23 protein-coding genes are annotated in these 20,358 nt (G+C 34.2%); 15 read left to right on the forward strand and 8 right to left on the reverse strand.

From position 1 onward, the window contains the following. Positions 1-53 precede the first annotated feature (53 nt). From J8M14_RS08665 to J8M14_RS08730, 14 genes are all read left to right on the forward strand, one after another. Entirely contained in the window at positions 54-701 is a 648-nt protein-coding gene (locus J8M14_RS08665; RefSeq protein ID WP_211074191.1) for a hypothetical protein, read from the forward strand. After that, positions 677-1,195 (forward strand): hypothetical protein, encoded by a 519-nt coding sequence (locus J8M14_RS08670; RefSeq protein WP_211074192.1) that lies wholly within the window; start codon positions 677-679, stop codon positions 1,193-1,195. The genes J8M14_RS08665 and J8M14_RS08670 overlap by 25 nt, the downstream gene beginning before the upstream one ends. A gap of 35 nt (positions 1,196-1,230) precedes the next feature. Then, positions 1,231-2,682: an oligosaccharide flippase family protein gene (locus tag J8M14_RS08675; RefSeq protein ID WP_211074193.1), complete on the forward strand. Its 1,452-nt coding sequence runs from the start codon at positions 1,231-1,233 to the stop codon at positions 2,680-2,682. A gap of 76 nt (positions 2,683-2,758) precedes the next feature. Next, positions 2,759-3,193 (forward strand): dUTP diphosphatase, encoded by a 435-nt coding sequence (gene dut, locus J8M14_RS08680; protein WP_211074194.1) that lies wholly within the window; start codon positions 2,759-2,761, stop codon positions 3,191-3,193. A 105-nt stretch (positions 3,194-3,298) separates the two neighbouring features. After that, entirely contained in the window at positions 3,299-4,315 is a 1,017-nt protein-coding gene (locus J8M14_RS08685; protein WP_211074195.1) for a sugar phosphate nucleotidyltransferase, read from the forward strand. A 109-nt stretch (positions 4,316-4,424) separates the two neighbouring features. Continuing rightward, positions 4,425-5,708, forward strand: a complete 1,284-nt coding sequence (locus J8M14_RS08690; RefSeq protein ID WP_211074196.1) for a tetratricopeptide repeat protein — start codon at positions 4,425-4,427, stop codon at positions 5,706-5,708. Positions 5,709-5,714: 6 nt separating this feature from the next. Further along, positions 5,715-6,488: a DUF4292 domain-containing protein gene (locus J8M14_RS08695; RefSeq protein ID WP_247672591.1), complete on the forward strand. Its 774-nt coding sequence runs from the start codon at positions 5,715-5,717 to the stop codon at positions 6,486-6,488. Further along, positions 6,485-7,714, forward strand: coding sequence for a peptidoglycan DD-metalloendopeptidase family protein (locus tag J8M14_RS08700; protein ID WP_211074197.1), 1,230 nt, complete (start codon positions 6,485-6,487; stop codon positions 7,712-7,714). The genes J8M14_RS08695 and J8M14_RS08700 overlap by 4 nt, the downstream gene beginning before the upstream one ends. A gap of 19 nt (positions 7,715-7,733) precedes the next feature. Continuing rightward, the gene (locus J8M14_RS08705) at positions 7,734-8,453 is read left to right on the forward strand and encodes a phytanoyl-CoA dioxygenase family protein (RefSeq protein ID WP_211074198.1); all 720 of its coding nucleotides are present in this window, start codon (positions 7,734-7,736) and stop codon (positions 8,451-8,453) included. A gap of 9 nt (positions 8,454-8,462) precedes the next feature. Beyond that, entirely contained in the window at positions 8,463-9,011 is a 549-nt protein-coding gene (locus tag J8M14_RS08710; RefSeq protein WP_211074199.1) for a hypothetical protein, read from the forward strand. Further along, positions 8,983-9,855, forward strand: a complete 873-nt coding sequence (locus J8M14_RS08715; protein WP_211074200.1) for a hypothetical protein — start codon at positions 8,983-8,985, stop codon at positions 9,853-9,855. The genes J8M14_RS08710 and J8M14_RS08715 overlap by 29 nt, the downstream gene beginning before the upstream one ends. A 1-nt stretch (position 9,856) precedes the next feature. Beyond that, positions 9,857-10,630, forward strand: a complete 774-nt coding sequence (locus tag J8M14_RS08720) for a sulfite exporter TauE/SafE family protein (RefSeq protein WP_211074201.1) — start codon at positions 9,857-9,859, stop codon at positions 10,628-10,630. A gap of 133 nt (positions 10,631-10,763) precedes the next feature. Next, positions 10,764-11,354 carry a hypothetical protein gene (locus J8M14_RS08725; protein WP_211074202.1) on the forward strand — a complete coding sequence of 197 codons (591 nt, stop codon included), beginning with the start codon at positions 10,764-10,766 and terminating at the stop codon, positions 11,352-11,354. A 5-nt stretch (positions 11,355-11,359) separates the two neighbouring features. After that, positions 11,360-13,078: an NAD(P)/FAD-dependent oxidoreductase gene (locus J8M14_RS08730; protein ID WP_211074203.1), complete on the forward strand. Its 1,719-nt coding sequence runs from the start codon at positions 11,360-11,362 to the stop codon at positions 13,076-13,078. Here the strand turns inward: J8M14_RS08730 and J8M14_RS08735 are convergent. Together J8M14_RS08735 and J8M14_RS08740 are read right to left on the reverse strand one after the other, a co-directional pair. Further along, a complete protein-coding gene (locus J8M14_RS08735) occupies positions 13,075-13,584 on the reverse strand; it encodes an acyl-CoA thioesterase (RefSeq protein ID WP_211074204.1) in 510 nt (169 codons plus the stop codon). The genes J8M14_RS08730 and J8M14_RS08735 overlap by 4 nt on opposite strands. A 187-nt stretch (positions 13,585-13,771) precedes the next feature. After that, positions 13,772-14,758 carry an SPOR domain-containing protein gene (locus tag J8M14_RS08740; protein ID WP_211074205.1) on the reverse strand — a complete coding sequence of 329 codons (987 nt, stop codon included), beginning with the start codon at positions 14,756-14,758 and terminating at the stop codon, positions 13,772-13,774. A gap of 143 nt (positions 14,759-14,901) precedes the next feature. Here J8M14_RS08740 and dprA point away from each other — a divergent pair, with 143 nt between their 5' ends. After that, positions 14,902-16,005: a DNA-processing protein DprA gene (gene dprA / locus J8M14_RS08745; protein ID WP_211074206.1), complete on the forward strand. Its 1,104-nt coding sequence runs from the start codon at positions 14,902-14,904 to the stop codon at positions 16,003-16,005. A 16-nt stretch (positions 16,006-16,021) separates the two neighbouring features. Here dprA and J8M14_RS08750 read toward each other — a convergent pair whose 3' ends face one another. The 6 genes from J8M14_RS08750 to J8M14_RS08775 form a co-directional block, all read right to left on the reverse strand. Next, positions 16,022-16,729, reverse strand: a complete 708-nt coding sequence (locus tag J8M14_RS08750) for an SGNH/GDSL hydrolase family protein (protein WP_211074207.1) — start codon at positions 16,727-16,729, stop codon at positions 16,022-16,024. A gap of 24 nt (positions 16,730-16,753) precedes the next feature. Next, complete coding sequence (locus J8M14_RS08755) at positions 16,754-17,146, reverse strand: nuclear transport factor 2 family protein (protein WP_211074208.1); 393 nt, start codon at positions 17,144-17,146, stop codon at positions 16,754-16,756. 40 nt (positions 17,147-17,186) lie between these two features. Continuing rightward, a complete protein-coding gene (locus J8M14_RS08760; protein ID WP_211074209.1) occupies positions 17,187-17,621 on the reverse strand; it encodes a nuclear transport factor 2 family protein in 435 nt (144 codons plus the stop codon). Between the two features lie 240 nt (positions 17,622-17,861). Then, positions 17,862-18,719 carry an alpha/beta hydrolase gene (locus J8M14_RS08765; protein ID WP_211074210.1) on the reverse strand — a complete coding sequence of 286 codons (858 nt, stop codon included), beginning with the start codon at positions 18,717-18,719 and terminating at the stop codon, positions 17,862-17,864. 31 nt (positions 18,720-18,750) lie between these two features. Beyond that, positions 18,751-19,119: a hypothetical protein gene (locus tag J8M14_RS08770; protein ID WP_247672592.1), complete on the reverse strand. Its 369-nt coding sequence runs from the start codon at positions 19,117-19,119 to the stop codon at positions 18,751-18,753. A gap of 119 nt (positions 19,120-19,238) precedes the next feature. Further along, a complete protein-coding gene (locus J8M14_RS08775; RefSeq protein ID WP_211074211.1) occupies positions 19,239-20,339 on the reverse strand; it encodes a glycoside hydrolase family 3 N-terminal domain-containing protein in 1,101 nt (366 codons plus the stop codon). Positions 20,340-20,358: the final 19 nt, after the last annotated feature.

Here is a 20,358-nt window from a genome sequence, read left to right on the forward strand (position 1 = left end):
TTTTTTAAGAATTGCTTATCGGCAAATCCCTTACCTTTAAGAGAAAAAGAAAAATGAAAGCAATTAAACTCTTCACTATACTACTTTTAATAAGTAGTTTTTCAACGATTAAAGCTCAAAATGAAGCAAATAATATTAAAATGGGCTTTGCCGGAGTTCCTCTTTTGGATCTTAGCGATGGTTATGTTGGAGTAGCAGCTAAACCAAGTGTTTCTTTTTACGTATCCGAGCGATTTGCAATTAATACTGCTGCATTTGTTTTATTTCCGCAGGATATTGAACTGGATAGCGGACGAGATGCAGAAGTACAAGCCTATGGTTTTATACCTTCTTTTAGAAAACATGCAATTAATAGTGGTAAATTCAGTTTTTATTTAGAGTCCGGTGTTGGAATCGGAGCGATACGATATGAAGCCAAAGATCCTGCGGATATAGCCATTGAAGACAATAGCGGAGGAATGTTATTACTTACTGCAGGAGCAGGTATTCAATATAGATTCGCTAAATGCCTGGAATTAGAGTTTGGTGTTCCGTATATGTATGGCCTTAATATTACTAATGGAGACGATACCAAGCTGTTTTCTGGTATTGGATTAAACCTTGGTATGAATATTGTTTTTAATACAAAAGATGTCAAAAAATGGAAAACCAAAATGCGAGAGCGTCTGAAGAAAAAATGGGAAAAAGAAGAAAATCAATAAGTATCAAATCAATTTGCACTAATATAGTTTTATGTAGCCTGCTAGCAGTTTTTACACAGTGTGCCAGTAGTCAAAATACAGAAAAAACAGCTCCGGTTAAAGTTAAGGAGCCGTACTTTCAGAAATGGAATTCGTCAATAGAAGAGGGAGGCTCTGGATTTTTAGTGTATCTACCGATAGAGGAATCATCAAATATTCAACTGGAGTATGCATATTTCAAGGGAAAGAAGATAAAACTCGAAAGAAAAGCAAGAGAAGCTGTTTACGTTGGAAAATATGTAAATCGCGCTAAAAAGAAGGGGTATAAAATGCATGTAGATCCCAAAAAAGAATATGGCAATGAATTTCCAGAATCACCTGAGAAAATTCCATATGAATTAAAGGGTAATGAATGTGTAATAGAATATACCAAAAATAATAAGAAAGAACATTTTAGATTAGATAATTTACCCGAAAAGAAAGTAGAAGGAGTTCCTATGCAGATAAGGCAATAAAAATTGTATTTTTAGAGCCATAATCAAGATACTAGTTGGGAATATTTCAGAAATTATTTAAACAAACATTTATATATGGATTGGCAACTGTGCTTCCGCGCATGTTGTCTTTTCTTTTGGTACCATTATATACTGATCTTTTACCCACAGATGAATATGGTAAGGTTTCTATCATATTTTCCTATTTCGTATTATTTAATGTGATCTTGGCTTATGGCATGGAAACGGCATTTTTTAGGTTTTTTAATAAAGAATCTGATAAAGATGCTGTGGTAAGTACCTCAGCAATTTCCCTTGCAGTATCATCATTTGGGTTTTTTGCATTGGCGCTATTGCTCAAAGATCAGATAGCATTTCTAACAGACATAAGAGTAGATTATATTTCTTTAGTAATATGGATTTTACTTTTAGATGCTTTGGTAATTATTCCTTTTGCGTGGCTCAGAGCCAATGAAAGGCCTATGCGATATTCTTTTGTCAAAATCTTGAATGTAGCAGTTAATTTAGGACTAAATGTCTTTCTTTTAAAATACTTATCTGAGTTGACTTCTACTCCTTCGGTTTTAGATCATATCTGTAAAGATAATTATGAGATCAACTATATTTTTATATCTAATCTAGTTGCCAGTGGTCTAACGCTATTGTTATTGATTCCATTCTATACTAAGGTCAAATACCGTTTTGATCAAGCATTGTGGAAGAAAATGATGAAATATGCTTTGCCGGTGCTTGTAGCTGGTGTTGCGTATTCAATTAATGAGACATTTGATAGAATTCTTTTGGATAATTTATTGCCAGAAGATGTTGCAGAACATTTGGTTGGAGTGTACTCAGCTTGTTATAAGCTAGCATTGTTTATGACATTGTTTGCCACCGCTTTTAGATTGGGAATTGAACCTTTTTTCTTTAGTCATGCAGAAAATAAAAATGCTCCAGAAACGTATGCAAAAATCACAAAATTTTTTGTGGCTTTTGGTTCTTTTATTTTATTGACTGTCGTTGTTTTTGTGCACGTTTTGAAAAAGTATATTATTCTAGACGAATCCTATTGGGAAGCTGTAAAGATTGTGCCTATTATCTTGTTAGCTAATCTTTGCCTGGGGATTTATCATAATCTTTCGGTTTGGTATAAAATTACAGACAGGACTAAGTTTGGAGCTTACATTTCAGTGGTAGGTGCAATACTCACTTTGGTCCTAAACTTTGTATTAATTCGAGAATATAATTATATGGCGTCAGCAGTTGCCACACTAGTTGCTTATGGAACCATGATGGTACTCTCCTGGTATTTTGGAAGAAAATATTATGCTATTCCATATGATCTAAAGAAGATTGGAATGTATTTAACATTGTCTATTGTTTTTTCTGTACTGTCGTTTTATGTTTTTGATAGTAATTATTTGATTTCAATCCCTTTGTTACTAGTGTTTTTAGTAATTTTGTACGCCTCTGAAAAGAGGGAATTAAGACAAATTTTAAAAAGATAAAAAAACAAATTTTCTGCTGTTTCGATTGGAGTCGAGGAATAAGACTTCATTGCAATGCAAAAGTTAAAATATAAAGATGCAAATAAAAATCATCAATAAGTCGTCACACGATTTACCACATTATGAAACCATTGCCTCTGCGGGAATGGATTTAAGAGCTAATATTACTGAAGCTGTAACCTTAAAACCATTAGAGCGAACAATTGTAAAAACTGGCTTGCTTATAGAATTACCAGTTGGTTATGAAGCACAAGTTCGTCCGCGTAGTGGATTGGCAGCCAAAAAAGGAATTACAGTGCTTAATGCGCCAGGAACTGTAGATGCGGATTATAGAGGGGAGATCGGTGTAATTCTAGTAAATCTCTCTAACCAAGATTTTACTATAGAAAATGGAGAAAGAGTTGCTCAGCTGGTAATAGCTAAACACGAGAGAGCAGAGTGGGTGGATGTAAAGGAACTATCAGAAACCTCTAGAGGAGAAGGAGGATTCGGTAGTACTGGGGTGAAGTAATCGAGTATAAAATAAAAATATATAAACAAAACCGGTTTCCCCCTTGGAAGGGGGCTAGGGGGATGTATTAACAATCAATCAAAATATTAAAACAACAAACCAAATATGAAAATCATTGTACCTATGGCAGGAAGAGGTTCTAGATTAAGACCTCATACATTAACAGTTCCTAAACCATTAATTCCGGTAGCGGGTAAACCTATTGTACATAGATTAGTGTCAGATATTGCAAAAGTTTTAGGAGAACCCATAGAAGAAATTGCTTTTATATTAGGCGATCCTGCGTTTTTTGGAGATGATGTTGTAGCTAGTTTAACAGAATTGGCAGAAAGTCTTGGGGCTAAAGCTTCTATTTATAGACAAGATGAACCGTTAGGAACTGGTCATGCAATTATGTCTGCAAAGGAATCTTTATCAGGCCCTGCGGTAATTGCTTATGCGGATACTTTGATTAGAGCAAATTTTGATTTAGATAAAGAAGCAGATGCTGCAATATGGGTAAAACAGGTGGATCGTCCGGAAGCCTATGGTGTGGTTAAACTAAATGACAAAAAAGAAATTGTAGAGCTGGTTGAAAAACCGCAGGAGTTTGTTTCGGATTTAGCGGTGATAGGAATCTATTATTTTAAGGATGTTGGAGTACTTAAAAATGAGCTTCAGTATGTTTTGGATCATAATATTATCAATGGAGGAGAGTACCAGATTAATGACGGAATCAAAAGAATGATGGCTGACGGCAAAGTTTTTGTTACCGGACAGGTGGATGAATGGATGGACTGTGGAAACAAAAATGTGACTGTAGAAACTAATTCTAGAATGCTAGGTTTTTTACAAAAAGATGGCGAAAAATTGGTAAGCGATTCTGTTATACAAGAAAACGCTACAATTATCCCTCCTTGTTACATTGGAGAAGGGGTTACGATTAAGAACGCATCTGTAGGGCCAAACGTATCTATAGGGGATGGATGTACGATTGAGGACACAGCAATTAAAAATAGTCTGGTTCAAACACAAACTGTCATAAAAAATGCTAACTTAGACAATGCTATGGTGGGAAATCACGTTGTGTATGACGGAAACTATTCTACTATTAGTATTGGAGACTATTCTACTATGGAATAATTTATGATGTGAGAGGTTTATGATTAAACATTGGAAATATATAGGGTTTTGTTTTTTATTCTTCGGAATAGGTATAAGTACTACCTTTTCTCAAGAAATAGAACCTCAGATGCAGATCAATATTGATGATCTGGGTAATGTTTCTGATAGGTTTCAGGAAAACTTTTTTGAAGCTTTAAAACAAAAAGCAATCACTAATTATGATAAGGCGATTGAGTCCTTACAAACTTGTATAGAGATTAATCCTAAACCTGTCATTTTATATTCAGAATTAGGTAAAAATTATTTGAAGCTTAAGCAATACAAAAAAGCAGAAGATAATTTTAAAAAGGTGGTAGAAGCTAAACCTGATGATCGCTATATTCTAGAACTGTTGTTTGAGGTGTATTTTGCTGAGCGAAAATATCCGGAATCAATTGAAATAGTTGAAAAACTAGTTGATTACAATACGATGTTCAAAGAACAATTGGCCAATCTCTATTTTCTAGAACAACGATATGATGATGCCCTAAATGTGTTGGATGAGTTAACAGAAGAAAGAGGTAGAGATGCTTATCGTGATCAATTACGTAAAAGAATAACACTAAAAATTACTAATCCTACTAATCAGATAGCTAGATTAGAGAAGAAGATAGAAGAGAAACCTGATGATGAACAAAATTATTTAAACCTGATTTATCTCTACAGTCAGGACAATCAGAAAAATAAAGCTTTTGATACAGCAAAGCGTTTGCTAAAGAAGCAACCTAAATCAGAGTTGGTTCACTTGGCGTTGTATAAATTTTATCTGGACGATAACAAAACAGATAAGGCAGTGGAGTCAATGAAGATTGCTTTGGCCAGTAATAAACTAGATAATGAATCTAAGTATAAAGTGATTAGTGATTTTCTGTTATTTGTAAAAGATAACCCTCAGTATGAGGCACAATTAGAAGAGATAACTAATGTGTTTTCTGAAGGTCAGAATAACAGCAAAGTTTTAACAGAACTTGGTCATTTTTATTATAAAAAAGATGATAAAGAACTGGCGCTGAATTATTATGAAAGAGGTATCAAAACCAATGCTAATGATTTTGGGCTTTTAAAAAGAATTTTATTATTACAATTAGATCTGAAACGTTACGAAAAGGCCAAAATAGGAAGTGAATTAGCATTAGAAATGTTTCCCTCTCAACCTATTTTCTATCTCGTTAATGGCGTTTCACTTGTTAATCTTAATCAGGCAGATCAAGCTGTTGAAATTCTCACCACCGGTATAGATTACGTAATCGATGATCAGAAAATGGAAGCAGATTTTTATAAGCAGATGGGGGAGGCTTATCTAAAACTTGGAGACGAAACAAAAGCTTCAGAATATTTCGAAAGGTCTTACCAACTTCAGAAAAAATCATAACAGTTAATGAACAGAGTATTTTATCTATTATGTTTTTCCTTGATATTATTTAATTCTTGTAAAGGAACCAAAGCAGTTACAGCATCCGGAATCAAAAAGATGAGTGCCGAAAAAATTATCGCTAACCACTACAATAGATCTTTTAATTTTGAAACGCTTAACGCAAAAATCAAAGTAAGATATGATGATGGTAAACAATCTTTTAGTCCAAGTGTGACTTTGAGAATGCAAAAGGATAAAACCATTTGGGTAAGTGCCAAATTGCTGGGCATTACTCTTGCAAAAGCTATAATTACTCCAGAAAAAGTAAGCTACTATGAAAAGATCAATAACACTTATTTCGATGGAAACTTTGAATTACTGAGTGATTGGTTAGGAACTGAATTGGATTATGATAAAGTGCAGCATTTACTTGTTGGACAAGCCTTGTTCAATCTTCGGGATGATAAATACAAATCATCAGTTGCTGGTCAAAACTATCAACTTCAACCTAAAAAAGAATTAGAACTTTTCGAAAGATTATTTCTTATCAACCCCAATAGCTTTAAGATATCTGCGCAGCAGTTAAAACAACCCTTAGAAAACAGAAATTTATCGGTTAATTACCAGAGTTATCAAAAAGTAGGAAATCAGGATTTTCCAAAAGAAATCTTTATTGAAGCATTACAGGAAAACAAAAAAACCACAATTAATATAGAATACAGAACGGTTGATTACAATGCTCGGGTAAGTTTTCCGTTTAAAATACCATCAGGATATCAGGAGGTCACCATACAATGAGAATACTACAATTCACATATATAATAGGTTTGCTATTGATTAGCACACCTTCCTTTTCTCAGAGTGCCAAGCAACAACAACTTGAAGAAGAGCGTCAGCGACTTCGAGAGGAGATTGAGCAAATGAAACAGTTAAGAGCAGATAATAAGCTAAAAGAACGCTCTGTATTGGATGAAGTAGAGGCGATCAATGCTCAAATCAGTACCAGACAGAATCTTATTAAAATCACCAATCAGCAGGCTAATCTATTAACTCGGGAGATCAATGCTAATTTTAAGAAAATGGAAGCTTATCGAAAAGAGCTAAAAGTGCTAAAAGAAGATTATGCCAAAATGATTATTAAATCCTATAAAAGTAAGTCACGACAGAGTAGGATTATGTTTTTATTGTCTTCTGCTGATTTTGCACAGGCTTATAAGCGACTTCAGTATATGAAACAATATAATGAACATCGCAAGGAGCAGGCAGATGGAATAGAAACCAGAACAAAAGAATTACAAAAACTAAATACAGATTTATCTGATCAAAAGAAAAGCAAACAAGTTTTGGTAGACGAAAATCGTGAGGCACAAGATAAACTTCGCGAAGAAAAGATGGAGCAGCAGGCCTTAATGGCTACCATTCGCAAAAAACAAGGAACATATACCAAGCAGATCAAGCAAAAAGAAGCTCAGGCCAGTGCATTGGATAAAGCTATCGAAAAATTAATTAGAGAGGCAATCGCCAAAGCCAATAAAAAAGCTGGTAAAAAGGCAAGTAAAAAGGGTTCTGCAACGACTTTTGCGTTAACGCCAGAAGAAACCAAACTCGCTGCTGGATTTACATCTAATAAAGGAAAATTACCTTGGCCAGTAGGAACAGGAAGATTGACCAAAAAATTTGGGCGTCAACCGCATCCTACACTCCCTAATATACAAATTAATAGCAGCGGAGTAGAAATCGAAACCAGGAAAGGAGAAAAAGCTAGAGCTATTTTTGAAGGTGAAGTAACCGGTATACAAAAAGTAAAAGGCGCCGGAAGACTCGTAATCATTCGTCACGGAAATTATATGACTACCTACTATAATTTGGACAATATTACGGTAAAAGAGGGGCAAAAAGTATCTACCAAACAGGCAATCGGAGAAGTAAGAACTAACCCAAAAACGGGTAGGGCAATTATGAAGTTTTTGGTCTTCAAGAATGCTAAAAAACTAAACCCACAGACTTGGATTTATAGGATGTGATTTTCTAATAATTATTAAAATGAGTTTTAAGAATAATAGAATTGAGCTTGAAGAAAAGGGATATTCGGTTCTTACTCCAATATATAATAATTCAGAAATAGCTGATATTCTAAATGTAATTCAGAACGCTGAACAAGACAACAAATCATTTTTAAAAACCAACGATCTTTTTGCTATAAGGCAGCTTTTTAATGTCATTCCTCAAGTAAAAAATCTTCTTTTTAATAAGAACCTAATTGAATTAGTTGAAGAATCATTGGGTTCAAACAGTTTTTTAACCAAAGCAATTTATTTTGATAAACCAAAGCAATCTAATTGGTTCGTAGCATATCATCAGGATTTGAGTATCTCCGTGAATCAAAGAACAGATGTAGATAATTATACGAACTGGACATATAAAAATGGGCAATATGGAGTTCAACCTCCTTTAGAAATATTAAATAATATTGTAACAGTAAGAGTTCATCTAGATGATACAGATAAACATAATGGAGCACTAAAAGTGATTTCTGAATCGAATAAAAACGGAGTTCTAAGAAAGGAAAATATAGATTGGTCAAATAAAAAAGAAATCATTTGTGAAGTCAAAAAAGGAGGGGTTATGTTAATGAAACCCCTAACTTTTCATGCATCGAACCGAACAACAAATCATAAACAACGAAGGGTGATTCATATGGAGTTCAGTAATAAAGAATTGATAAAACCTCTGGAATGGTTAGAAAGAATAGAGTTAAATTAGAAACCACTTATGAATTGGAAAAAAACGCTTAAAATTTTAGGCTTTATCGTCTTAACAATAATTGTTTTTATTGCGGGATTAATAGGGTATGGATATTATCATATGAAAGGGAAGTATGCTGTTAATGAAGAAAAATATCCGCACTACATAGGAAAAATTGAATCAGATAAGGCAATAAGAACTGACGATTTTCAGCTTTGTAAAGGTGGAAGGATGTATGGGTTTTATAGTAGTGCTGCTCCAAAAATTTACAGAAAAAGTAAGTTAGAATTTAAGAAGACTATCAAAACAAGTTTTAAAGACCAGAATTATAAAGATAATGGCTATCTAAGTTTGAGGTTCAATATGAATTGCAAAGGCAAAACAGGGAATCTAATCATAACAGAATTGAATTCGGATTTAGGGGTTACTACCCTAAATTCTAATTTGGTAGATCAGCTGGTAAGTTTATCATTACAAGAAGAGAATTGGCAAACAGTAAGTGATACTGACGTCAATTATTATATGTATTTATTATTCAAAATAGAAAATGGAACAATTACAGAAATACTTCCTTAGCATATCAGTGCTTCTTTTGATATGCTCATGTGGAAATAGCTATAATGACCTTTCTTCATTAGAACGGAAGCAAAAATCAATGGAGTTGTTCCAAAAAGAATTTGTTAAAGACCATCACGGACCGCTACAAGGAAGCCCTGAGAGCATGACATTACTTGATGAGATTATTGAATTGGATTCAACAAATTGTGATGCCTTACGTGAGCTTTCTGTAGCATATCTTAAAAGAGGATTGCCACATGAGTGGAAGCCAAGATTTGATAAAGCTGTAGAATGTAACCCTAAGATTTGGCAACCTTGGAGAGGATATTTGTATTTATGGTTTTATCGAGATTATAAAAAGGCTATAGCAGATTTTGACGCTAGCGATACTTTAACACCTGATTTTATTGATGCACCGCAGGGGCATAGTGTAGATTATTGGCGGGGTGTTGCGTATCTTGGTTTAAAAGATTATCAAAGTTCTGCTCATTATTTTAATAAGCATATAGCTAAAGTTACTGAAGACTCTAGTGAAGATTGGGTAGAACCCAATGCATTTTTGTACTTAGGTATTGTATATTATGAGAATTCTGAAATGGAAAAATCCGAATTCTATATTGATAAAGCGCTTCAATATTATAACGGTATTTCTGCAGATAGCCATTATTATAAAGCATTATTACAAGTTTCTAAAGAAGAACATGATAAGGCGATGATTTCCATAGAAACAGCGATACAGAACTATAATGACGGATATTATTGTCAAAGAGATTATGTTGAAGAAATTCGTCAAATTTATCCGGAACAACTGAAAGAGCTAAAAGACACGTTGTTAATACAAATTTCAGAGAAAAAGTTGTAAAATGGAAATCATAATCATCTCCATAGTTGCTTTTTTGGTTTCAATTCTAACCTTTTTTTCCGGTTTTGGACTAGGAACGATTTTGACTCCGGTATTGATGATTTTTTTTCCGGTAGAAATTGCTATTGCGCTGACGGGTTTAGTACACTTCTTTAATAATGTATTCAAGTTGTTTTTAGTAGGTAAAAATGCTGATAAAGGAGTTTTATTACGTTTTGGAATTCCTGCAGTGATTGCAGCGATGGCTGGCGCTTGGCTGCTGTTGCACATTCCGGATGTAAAACCACTTTTTGTCTACGAAGCTTTTGACAGAACTTTCGAAGTATATCCTGTAAAGTTTATCATTTCTATATTGCTGATCATCTTTGCTAGTATGGATTTGATTCCATATTTTAAGAACTTGCAGTTTGGAAAGGATAAACTTCCTTTAGGTGGGGCTTTGAGTGGTTTTTTTGGTGGTCTTTCTGGTAATCAAGGAGCTTTAAGAACCGCATTCTTAATTAAAGCTGGTTTATCAAAAGAAGCTTTTATCGGTACAGCGGTGGTAGTATCTACATTTGTGGATTTTACAAGACTTAGTGTCTATGCTACAAGGATTACGACTTCTGGCTTGGGTGAAAATCTAACGTTAGTGATTTGCGCTACACTTTCAGCTATTGCCGGAGCATATCTGGGCAATATTTTACTGAAAAAAATGACTTTACAGTTTTTGCAGGCAATTGTAGCTATTATGCTAATCACGATTTCAATTGCATTGGGGGCTGGATTAATCTAAAATAACCCTATTTTTACCTGAAAACAGAGGAGATTGTACTTTTCCTGTGTTGTGTAGTATGAAAAGATTAAAATACATAATTGAAACTTTAATACTATTTCTGACTATTAGCTTAAATGCTCAAAAATCGGAAATGGCAATAAATCAAAACCGAATTGCAATTGATTTTGTTACGAATGAAAAAATAGACGTTAAATTCAAAAAACAAGAATCGACAAAAAAGGAGTTGATATTGATTGCTGAAAATAAAGAAAACGGAAAACATTCAATTTATGTTAAGAATAAAACGACTGACTCACTTCAAATATTTACTCAAGATTGGAGGTTATTTTTAATTCAAGAGGCAAAAGATGAAAATGGAATTTGGTTACCTATTGAATATTGGGAAAGTTCTGACTGCGGTAATAGTTATGAATTTGACAAGCTTAAACCAAAAGGAATGCTAAAAACTTTGTCAGTAGCTTACAATGGTAATTTTGAGACCGAAATAAGATTTAAACTACTCAATGATAACAAAGTTTATTATTCGAACAGTTTGAGAGGCAAAATTAATAAGGAGCAATTTATTGTGCCTGATTATTTAAGTCAATTGTGGCCACTAGCTATTATGACGGATAAAATACCTGCAAGAATAATTCATAAAGTTGTTTTTCTCGAACCAAACGGAGTAAAAGATTTTAATGACTTGTTTGAAAATTGGATTATAAAAAAAAGGAAAAACTAAAATGCATGAAAAACGAAAACTACGCAGAAATTTCTCCAGAAACTGAATCAAATCAAAAATACGATACTATAATTATTGGCTCTGGGGCAGGAGGACTGTCTGCAGCAATTTGTTTGGCTCGTGCAGGTCAACGAGTTTTGGTTTTAGAGCAGCACGATGTTCCAGGTGGATGGTGCCATAGTTTTTATCTTAATGGATATCGTTTTACACCCGGGGTGCATTATGTAGGGCTTTTGGAAAAAGGTGAATCTACCAGTGATTTATATGAAGGATTAGGCATTGCTAATGATATGGTTTTCTTTAGAATGAATCCTAAAGCATATGAGCATTGTTGGATCGGTGAGCAGCGTATCGATATGCCAGCTGGTTTTGACAATGTACACGAAGCACTCTCAGAACGTTTCCCGAAGGAAAAAAAGCGATTGAAAAAGTATCTGACGCTTATCAAAAATGTAACCTATCAATTACAATTAATTCCTAAGATGAAAGGGTTTTGGGATCATATTACGATTCCGTTTCGTACTAAACATATGGGTAAATATGCTTTGTTTAGTCTTAAAAGGGTAATTAATTGGCATATTAAAGATCCGTTACTGCAAAAAGTACTCAATATCCAATTCGGAGATCACGGATTACCTCCGGGTAAAGCTAGTTTTCCTTTGCACGCAGCGGTTATGGGGCATTACTCCAGTGGAGGATATTACCCTATGGGTGGGGGTGGAGCTATGGTAAAGGCAATGACTAATGCTGTAAAGAAACATGGTGGTGAAGTAAGGACAAGTTGTGGAGTAAAACGTATTTTGGTAGAAGGCGATAAAAAGAAAAGCGCAATTGGTGTAGAATTGCATACCGGAGAACAGATTTTGGCAAAAAGAGTAATTTCTAATGCAGATCCCGGTAAAACGTATCTTGACCTTATCGGAAAAGAAAACATTAGTGCCAAATTGCAAAGACGCCTTGCTAAAACAACGTATTCGTGTACATCGTTAATGTTATTTGTCACTGTAGATATGGATGTTCGAGCGGCTGGATTAGATTCAGGTAATATCTGGATGATGGATGATATGGATATGGATGATTTATATGTAAAAATGAACACCCTGGATGTAGCCGAAGGAGATACATTTCCGGGAATGTTTATTAGTTGTACTACGCTGAAAGACCCGATTGGTTTTGATGGTAGATATCATACCATAGAGGCGATCACTTATATAAATCACGAATCCTTCAATAAATTTAAAGATGAAAGTGATCCTCGTTCTGCGGAATATCTAGAGTTTAAAGAGCGTCTAACTCAAAAGATGATCAATACTTTGGAAAAAGCGTTACCCGGTGTGAGTGAAAAAATTGTACAAAAAGAATTAGGCACGCCGATTACTAATGAGTATTATATAAACGCTACTAATGGTTGTGTATATGGAACTGAGAAAAGCTTCCGACAGATAGGGCCTTTTGCTTATAAAGCAGAAACCGAAATCAAAAATTTATATATGTGTGGAGCTAGTGTGCTTTCTCATGGAGTAGCAGGAGCAGGGTATTCTGGGGTGGAGACAGCTGCAAAAATTCTAAAATGCAAACAATGGGATTTATTGAAACCTGACGATACGCAGAATATTCGAATCTATGAAGCCGAAGACTCATCTGAGTATCCCGAGTGGATGTTACAGAAAATTCAAGTCAAAAAAGATCGGCTTGCGGCTGGTGTTGGTGGGTTTGACCACTAAACAAATAACGCTTTCAACTCGGTAGCATCTGCAGGTTTCATTCTGCCAGCAAGTACTAAACTTAATTGTTTACGACGTAGTGCGGCATCATAACGCTCTTTTTCTAGTTCAGTTTCAGGTTTTATTGGAGGTACTGGAACAGGGTTCCCATTTTCATTCATCGCCACAAAAGTATAAATAGCTTCGTTTGCTTTCGTTTTATCACCACTCTGGCGGTCTTCTATCCAAACATCAATAAACACCTCCATAGATGATTTAAAGGCCCTGGAAACCTTTGCTTCTACGGTTACAACACTTCCTAATGGGATAGCTTTACTAAATGCCACATGATTTACAGAAGCAGTAACTACAATTCTTCTGGAGTGTCTGCCTGCAGCAATTCCTGCTGCGCGATCCATACGGGCCAATAATTCACCTCCGAAAAGGTTGTTTAAAGGATTTGTTTCACCTGTTAAGACAAGATCTGTAAGAATAGTTCTTGATTCTGAAGGAGTTCTGGCTTCCATAAAATAAAATTTCGGCAAAGATAGTCGGTAATCAGTACATGAGGAAATTAGTGATGGAGTATTTGAGCAAGTGAATGTTTGATGAATCTCTAAAATAATTAATGCGGAATTCAGTCTAAAAAGTGCTTTCGAAGTAAAATTATCTTTACAACTTAGATTTTTAGAAACTTATTTACTTGAAACTATATTACTGAATCAGCATCCAGGCACGACGAGTTTCTTCCCTTTTTATTTTGTTCAAAGCTTGTAAAGCTTCAACACGATCAGAGAAGCTCTCATACACTACTTGATGAAGACCATACTTATTTACACCAATAAGACGAGCATTATATCCTTTGGATTTTAGTTCGCTTACCTTCTTTTTAGCGTTAGAAGGAATTCTAAAAGCACCTGCTACGATATGGTATTTTCCAGAAGTAATCTCTTCAGTTGCAGAGTTTTCGTCTTCCGAAGTATTTTCCTTAATAAAATTAAGATTTATAGCTGGTAGTGGATTAGAAATCTCAAAAGTAGCTTCCTGAATTTTATTTTCGATTTCATTATTAGCTTCTACAATCAGATTTTGATTATGCTGAATATTTTGATCGCTAATATGTTTTAATCCAAATACTCCAAATACTCCAATAAAAACAGCTGCAATTGCAGCATATTGAAGATAAGGGCGTTCACTGCGCTTTTCAGGAGTAAAAGTAATCGGAGTTACTTCTTCTAGTGCTTCAACCTCTTCTTTGTATACTTCTCTTTTTACTTCTCTGTCAATCACCGGAGAGACAAAAGAGTTTAATCCAAAAGCTTCAGCAAGGTAATTTACCTCCTGTGAAGGTTCGAATTGCAGTGTGTTTTCAACAGAAGTATAAAATGCACCAATACCTTCTAACTCAACTCGTTTTCCCTTAGCCATTTTATCTTGTAGCGACAAAACATAACGCTGGATTTTAGCTACAGCATCTGTATACGAAACTCCTTCTGCAGAAGCAATGTAATTAGCCAGTAAACCATCATTGTTTTGAAGCTGACTATTAAAAGAAATCAGTTTTTGCGGAGGATAGAATGCATTTGTGGACTCATTGATTGTCGCTGGTTGACGTCTTGTCAAAAACGCACCAAAACCTGGAACGATCACACATTCATATCTATATAATAAATCACTTATGTATTTTGCAGTATTATTCATTTTCCCCCTGTAATGCCAGTATTTTAATAGTAGTTTTGAGTATTTCAAAGGTAAAAAAAATAGAGAGTTATCTAAAGTATCGTTTCTTAATTTATTAACAGTTTTATTTTTTTCGTTTCTTGTGCTGACTTATAACCAATTACATGACCATCAAAAAATTAATTGCTCTCCTGACCCTTAAAAAAGTTCCTAATCTTGGAGATAGTTCAATCAAAAAATTGATACGCGAAGTAGGTTCTGCCGAAGGTGTCTTAAATGAAAAACCAGCCAATTTGTTGAAAATAGACGGAATTGGTAGCATAAAAATCAAAGAACTCCATAATCCAGATCATCATAAATCTGCAGAAAATGAACTGAAGTTTATCGAGCAGAACAATATCAATTATTTGATCTATGATCAAGCTGATTATCCTGATAAACTAAAACATTGTATCGATAGTCCAATAGTATTATTTAGTACAGGAAATATTGATTTAAAAAACCAGAGAATCCTTAGTATAGTGGGAACACGAAAAGTTACCAGTTATGGGGTTCAGTTCTGCGAAGAGTTAATTGAAACGATCGTTCCTTTAAATCCTGTCATTGTTTCTGGTTTTGCTTATGGAGTTGATATCACAGCACATCGTGCTGCGGTTAAACATAATCTTCAGACGATTGGTTGTCTGGCTCATGGGTTAAATCAGATTTACCCAAAAGTACACAAAAAATATGTTGCTCAAGTAGAAGAAAATGGAGGTTTCTTTACAGATTTCTGGAGTACAGATACGTTTGATCGCAAGAATTTCTTAGGGCGAAACCGAATTATTGCAGGACTTAGTGAAGCCACAGTAGTAATCGAAAGTGCAGATAAGGGAGGTTCATTAGTTACTGCGGAAATCGCAAACTCATACAATCGTGATGTATTTGCTGTTCCTGGTCGTGCACAGGATCCTTTTAGCAAAGGTTGTAATACGCTAATCAAAACTCAGCGTGCACATATGCTTACCAGTGCGGCGGACTTAATTTATATGTTAAATTGGGAGTTGGAAGAGAAGAAACAACCTTTGGTTCAGAAAAAACTATTCGTAGAATTGGATGCAGAAGAAAAGAAAATCTGGAAATTCCTTAATGATAATGGCAAAGAGTTACTAGATGTAATCGCATTACAATGTCATATTCCTACGTTTAAAGTTGCTTCAATTCTTCTGAATATGGAACTCAAAGGTGTTATAAAACCCCTTCCGGGGAAGCTTTTTGAGGTGGTGTAACTAAATTGGTTAATCATTATTGTAAAATTTCTTTTGCTAAAGGAAGAATTTTCTCAACCCACTTACTGTATTGAAAACCGCTAGGATGCAGATTATCATTGGCTAAAGCCATTTCTGAATCCCCTAATTCCCTGGAAATTGTGGTTATGTCTACAAAAGATACCTGGTTTGCAATACATCGCTGTTGTATATATATGTTGTAATTGTCTAGTTCTTGAGCTATGATTTCACTATTATCGGCTCCAAAAGGAGTTACTCCATAATCAGGTATAGAAACTACAATAACATTTTTATTACTATTGGCTAATGTTATGGCTTTATCGAGTAATAAATCAAATTCTGTCTGAAATATTGAGAAATCTATTCCTTGAAATTGATTATTGACCCCAATAAGTAAAGTTACTAAATCATGATTAGGAGGGTTTTCTGTTTCTATAGCATTTAATAGATTTTTGGTAGTCCATCCAGTTTTTGCGATTATAGTAAGTTTATCGATTTTCTGATCCTCCGTTTCTGTTCGATTTTTTAACTGAAACGGCCAACTATCATTTTCTCCTACACCCTGGCCAATAGTATATGAATCTCCCAATGCCAAAAAAGAGAAGTTTTTAACTTCTTCTGGTATTGGTGGTTCAACAGATTCAAAGACAATATCAACATCATCAGAACATGCTAAACATATAAACAGAATTATATAGATAAAAGAGAGTGTTTTTGAAAACATGGTTCTTTTAATATAAGATAATCATTATTTCATCTTAGCCAAAAATTCACCCATTTTTTGATGCACGATGTTCATAGCTTTTAATGGGCGCACCATCACCTTGATTTCAGTTAACTTTCCTTGATCATTAAATTGTAACATATCTACACCTTCTACAGAAATACCATCAATTACAGTAGAAAATTCTAGTATTGCATGCTCATGGTCGGCAACTTCTCTCACATATGTAAAATCTTCTGTAGCAATAATTTTACAGGCTGCAATAAGATACGTACTTACGATATTCTTTCCTTGTAGGGGCGTCCATACGACGGGAGAATACAGTACCGCTTTATCAGCAATAAGATCATCTAGTTTGGTTGTATCTCTATTCTCTACAAATTGGTGCCATAAGGCTAATCCCTTTGAGTTACTCATTAGTGGTTGATTTTTTAAAATTAGTATTGTGTGTTTTTTGTTAATCTACAGATTGCCATAAGACTTTAGTAATCATCCACTTATTATCATTTTTTGTCATAAGTAAATAGTCAATTCCCCAGTATAGCGTTAATTTTACGCAGGCAATCTTATCTTGAACATCCAAAATTTCAATCTTTTTTACTGCATCCTTCGGTGCAGCCCATTTTGGATTATTTGCCACTTCACGAGCAAAATCAATTGCTTTATCATATGACATAGAGTTACCTTTTTTATATTTCTTAGTTTTTTTATCACGTCCATATCCAAATTTAGACAGATCTGGATGAATACTTCTTTTTATTTTGGTGGTATCTCCTTCATAAAAACCTTCGATATAGTCTAAAGCAGCTCTCTCTATTCCAGCATTGTTTTGTGCAAACGAATTTTGGATTATTGTAAAAAGTATAAATAGAAAAACAATTAGTGTTCTCATGGTATGTTGTTTTTTAAGTTAAATTCTGTTTTGTGGTATAGTTAATCATTAATAGTATTTCAACTTAAAGTAATGATTTCCATGTTTACTATACTTCCCAGAACTATGTCTTCAAGAACAGCCAGAATATTTTTGAGTATTGGATTCATATTCGTTTTTACTATGTTTGATTATGACAACCTCCCAAGTATAGCATATTTACATCCAGAAAGACACAGGTACAATATAGTAAATTGGTAGCTATCGTAGCTTTCCAGATGAATAATCAAAAGATTCAGTTAAAAACCGATTTGCTATTTCATTAAATATTAGTGGATTATTTCTGGGTGCTCCGTGATTAATTCCGGGCATAATACAAAGTTGCCCTTTAGAAAGATTATTAAACATTTCAACGGCGTGTTCATTTTTTATAATATCTCTATCACCTACCATAATTAGGACCGAGGCATTTATCTTTTTTAAATCAGAACGACTAATATTTGGTTGGTAAACTAACATTTCATCTAGCTGTAGTTCTAGTTGCCAATTTTTAGAAGTATCGCCTTTTGCGATCATCTGTTTGGATTTTAGAATATCCTTTCTAACACTTTCAGGTGCCCAACTATTAACTGCAGTAGTATCGGGTCTTAAATTAGCACCCATTGTAATAATTTTCTTGATTTTAGATCGTTTGCTAATTCCCATTTTTAGCCCAATAATACCGCCATCGCTCCAACCGATAATATTCAGAGAATCTAGTTTTAGGTGGTTGACAAGTGCATCCCAATCTTTTGTGATTTGGGTATACGTTAATGAGTCTGTTTTTAATTCTGACTTTCCGTGTCCTCTGCTATCCGCAATGATAACTCTATATTTATTTTTGAAATATTCAATTTGATATTGCATTGATTTAATATTTGCTCCATTTCCGTGTATGAGGAGTAATGGTTCTCCTTTTCCATATTCCTCATAATAGATTTTAGCATCATTTATTTCTGCATATTTTCCAACAGTTTTGTTATCACCATAAGGGGTATCGAATGTATTGTTCTTTTTTACTTGGGCATAAGAATATCCAAATAAGAATAGAACAAATAGTAGCAGACTTGATTGTTTCATTGTGTTTTTTTGAATTGTGATAATGATTTGGCTATTGGTTTTGGCTTTTCTGAACAAATAAATTAGGTGTTCTAAGATATGCTGCAAAAATGGTGCACATAACTATAAGTATTGTGACTTCAAATGGTTTCTCTTTATATATATGAACAAACACAATAAAGGTCATATATGAAGCTAAAAGTGTCGTTCCTGCAGTTATAGTTTTATTATAAAGGAACAGGGCTGTTGATATTAACAGAAAGATACCGACAATTATTACTACTGCATTATTTGTAACAATTTTATCCATTTGATCGGAATGAAATATTTTTTCGATAGCGTTTAAAACAAAAAATATAGAAATTACTAATGAAGGTAGCCAAATCAGTATTGCTCTAAATATATTTTCAATTTTCTTCATGGATTTATGTTTAATTATTTCTTTCGTGGTTTGTTTTTAAAGATAACCAACAAGCAAACAAACCTATACAAAATATACATATTTGCATTATAGATTTTACAACAAGGCTTAATGAGGTTTTAAAATATAATTCCAGAACAGACCTTAAGTCTTAATATCTTTTTTACAGACTTTGTTACCTGGTTTTTGTAATCAGGATCGGTTTTCATTTCGGCAAGAATTGATTTTAGGGTCTTTTCTTCATCCTGTGGCATCAAGATCATATCACAACCCGCCTTGGAGGCTAAAAGAGGTGCATTGTCCAAAATCGTAACGGCTTTCATAATGTTTAAAGCATCAGAAATCACTATGCCTTCAAAACACATGCCATTTTTTAGTAAATCGGTAATAATCCTACGCGAACAGCTAGAGGGCAACCCATTTGTACCAAACGTTTCATTATTATTAACCGTGATATGAGCGACCATAATGGATAAAACTCCATCTTCAATAATGGGTCTATAGTTATCTACTTCTTGTAGTTCGCCATCAATATATACACTTTGTTTATGAGTATCACCTTTTACTAACCCATGACCAGGAAAGTGTTTTGCGGTAGCAATAATTCCTCCTTCTTGAGTACATTTAATAAATCGATTAGCTAGATTAATTACAGAGTCTTTATGACTTCCATAACTGCGAGATTTAATCGCTTCGTTGTTCGGGCTCATATCCAGAACCGGAGCATAATTATGATGCACTCCAATTTCTTTGAGTTCGTGATTAATAACATTGACAACTTCATCTGATTGTGCTTCAGTTTTAATGTCTATTGTTTTACCTACATCCGGAGCTCCATAAATCCTACTACTAAACAAACTAGGTTCGGCATCCATACTAAATAGGAGAGGGATCGTATTATTTTTGGCAGAAATAGCATTAAGTTCTTGAATCGTTTCGGTATGTCTTTTTTTACTTCCTTTAAGAAAAACCGCTCCACCAATAAGATCATTTTTGGCAAGTTTTTTCACTACTTTTTCAGGCTTCCCTAACTCACCAGTACAGCTGATGATCATCTGTGCTACTTTTTGTTGATCAGTAAGCGTATTAAAAATAGAATCTACTTTAGCATCTAGTTGTGGGTTATCTGTATAGAAATCTTGTAAATCGAAAGTTTTGTTTTGGGCAGTAGCTAATTGACAAAGGCTTAAAAAGATAAAAAGTGATAAAATATATCTCATAAAAAGAAGTAATTGTTAA

Source organism: Aquimarina sp. MMG016 (genome assembly GCF_018100805.1).
Classification (GTDB): Bacteria; Bacteroidota; Bacteroidia; order Flavobacteriales; family Flavobacteriaceae; genus Aquimarina.

Excerpts from the sequence above, each read along its gene's own strand:
- J8M14_RS08665 (WP_211074191.1), top strand. The coding sequence starts at position 54 with ATGAAAGCAATTAAACTCTTCACTATACTACTTTTAATAAGTAGTTTT.
- J8M14_RS08670 (WP_211074192.1), top strand. The coding sequence starts at position 677 with ATGGGAAAAAGAAGAAAATCAATAAGTATCAAATCAATTTGCACTAAT.
- dut (WP_211074194.1), top strand. The coding sequence starts at position 2,759 with ATGCAAATAAAAATCATCAATAAGTCGTCACACGATTTACCACATTAT.
- J8M14_RS08685 (WP_211074195.1), top strand. The coding sequence starts at position 3,299 with ATGAAAATCATTGTACCTATGGCAGGAAGAGGTTCTAGATTAAGACCT.
- J8M14_RS08690 (WP_211074196.1), top strand. The coding sequence starts at position 4,425 with ATGCAGATCAATATTGATGATCTGGGTAATGTTTCTGATAGGTTTCAG.
- J8M14_RS08695 (WP_247672591.1), top strand. The coding sequence starts at position 5,715 with ATGAACAGAGTATTTTATCTATTATGTTTTTCCTTGATATTATTTAAT.
- J8M14_RS08700 (WP_211074197.1), top strand. The coding sequence starts at position 6,485 with ATGAGAATACTACAATTCACATATATAATAGGTTTGCTATTGATTAGC.
- J8M14_RS08705 (WP_211074198.1), top strand. The coding sequence starts at position 7,734 with ATGAGTTTTAAGAATAATAGAATTGAGCTTGAAGAAAAGGGATATTCG.
- J8M14_RS08710 (WP_211074199.1), top strand. The coding sequence starts at position 8,463 with ATGAATTGGAAAAAAACGCTTAAAATTTTAGGCTTTATCGTCTTAACA.
- J8M14_RS08715 (WP_211074200.1), top strand. The coding sequence starts at position 8,983 with ATGGAACAATTACAGAAATACTTCCTTAGCATATCAGTGCTTCTTTTG.
- J8M14_RS08720 (WP_211074201.1), top strand. The coding sequence starts at position 9,857 with ATGGAAATCATAATCATCTCCATAGTTGCTTTTTTGGTTTCAATTCTA.
- J8M14_RS08725 (WP_211074202.1), top strand. The coding sequence starts at position 10,764 with ATGGCAATAAATCAAAACCGAATTGCAATTGATTTTGTTACGAATGAA.
- J8M14_RS08730 (WP_211074203.1), top strand. The coding sequence starts at position 11,360 with ATGAAAAACGAAAACTACGCAGAAATTTCTCCAGAAACTGAATCAAAT.
- J8M14_RS08735 (WP_211074204.1), bottom strand. The coding sequence starts at position 13,584 with ATGGAAGCCAGAACTCCTTCAGAATCAAGAACTATTCTTACAGATCTT.
- J8M14_RS08740 (WP_211074205.1), bottom strand. The coding sequence starts at position 14,758 with ATGAATAATACTGCAAAATACATAAGTGATTTATTATATAGATATGAA.
- dprA (WP_211074206.1), top strand. The coding sequence starts at position 14,902 with ATGACCATCAAAAAATTAATTGCTCTCCTGACCCTTAAAAAAGTTCCT.
- J8M14_RS08750 (WP_211074207.1), bottom strand. The coding sequence starts at position 16,729 with ATGTTTTCAAAAACACTCTCTTTTATCTATATAATTCTGTTTATATGT.
- J8M14_RS08755 (WP_211074208.1), bottom strand. The coding sequence starts at position 17,146 with ATGAGTAACTCAAAGGGATTAGCCTTATGGCACCAATTTGTAGAGAAT.
- J8M14_RS08760 (WP_211074209.1), bottom strand. The coding sequence starts at position 17,621 with ATGAGAACACTAATTGTTTTTCTATTTATACTTTTTACAATAATCCAA.
- J8M14_RS08765 (WP_211074210.1), bottom strand. The coding sequence starts at position 18,719 with ATGAAACAATCAAGTCTGCTACTATTTGTTCTATTCTTATTTGGATAT.
- J8M14_RS08770 (WP_247672592.1), bottom strand. The coding sequence starts at position 19,119 with ATGAAGAAAATTGAAAATATATTTAGAGCAATACTGATTTGGCTACCT.
- J8M14_RS08775 (WP_211074211.1), bottom strand. The coding sequence starts at position 20,339 with ATGAGATATATTTTATCACTTTTTATCTTTTTAAGCCTTTGTCAATTA.